Raw genomic sequence first — 954 nt, 5'->3', positions numbered from 1 at the left:
AACCCTTGCAGGGAATACAGCTACAGTTGGAACAGGATTATGGAGTTTAGTTAGCGGAACAGGAACCATTACCACACCAACATCAGCTACTTCAGGAGTAACTGGTTTAGGATATGGCGCGAATGTTTTCCGCTGGACTATCAGCAACGGAACATGTACAGCATCAAGTTCAGAAGTTACTATTACAAGAGATACATTTGCAGGAACGGCAACCAACACCACATCTGCAACAGCAATTTGTGAGACTGCTACCAAAACATTGACTGCTACACCGGCAGGAGGAACATGGGGTATTGTATCAGGAGGCGGAAGCATAACAAATGATATTTACACCCCTGCGGATGTTACAGCCGATACAGATGTTACCATCAAATATACCGTGGCTTCAAACGGCAGTTGTGATGCTACAGATGCAGACGTTACTTTTACAGTAAATGTTACACCAGTGGCACCTAGTGCATCTATATTAACTCAACCTACATGTGAAACTCCAGTGGGTAGTATATTATTGAGTGGTTTACCATCAGGAAATTGGACTATAAATCCTGGGAATATTACAGGAAGTACAACAACTAAGACTATTACGGACTTAACATCAGGAATAGCTTATAGTTTTACAGTTACTAATGACGCAGGATGTACTTCTACACTATCGAATAGTATTACTTTATGGGATGTTATTTGCGCCAATCCAGAGACAACAGTTTCGATCAATGGTAATACAGGCGGAACCACCCCGGCTTTAACATTAAATGATAAATTAAACAATGTTGATGTAGTGGTAGGTACTAATGCAGGAGAGGTAAAAGTAACTCCGGTAACTGTACCAGCAGGTTTAACCCTTAATGCAGACGGAACGGTAACGATAGCTCCCAATACCCCGGCAGGTAATTATGACCTTACTTATAGTATTTGTGAGATCACCAATCCAACAAACTGTAATGAGACTACTTC

The 954-nt window shown here is 41.4% G+C and carries 1 pseudogene; it reads left to right on the top strand.

Going from position 1 to position 954, the window contains the following annotated elements:
* Positions 1-954: pseudogene (locus B0A67_RS25085) on the top strand (hypothetical protein); the annotation flags it as partial.

This window comes from Flavobacterium aquidurense (assembly GCF_002217195.1).
Taxonomy (GTDB): Bacteria; Bacteroidota; Bacteroidia; order Flavobacteriales; family Flavobacteriaceae; genus Flavobacterium; species Flavobacterium frigidimaris.
Note: the sequence above shows the minus strand (reverse complement) of the source record. Positions and strands in the feature narration are given on the sequence as shown.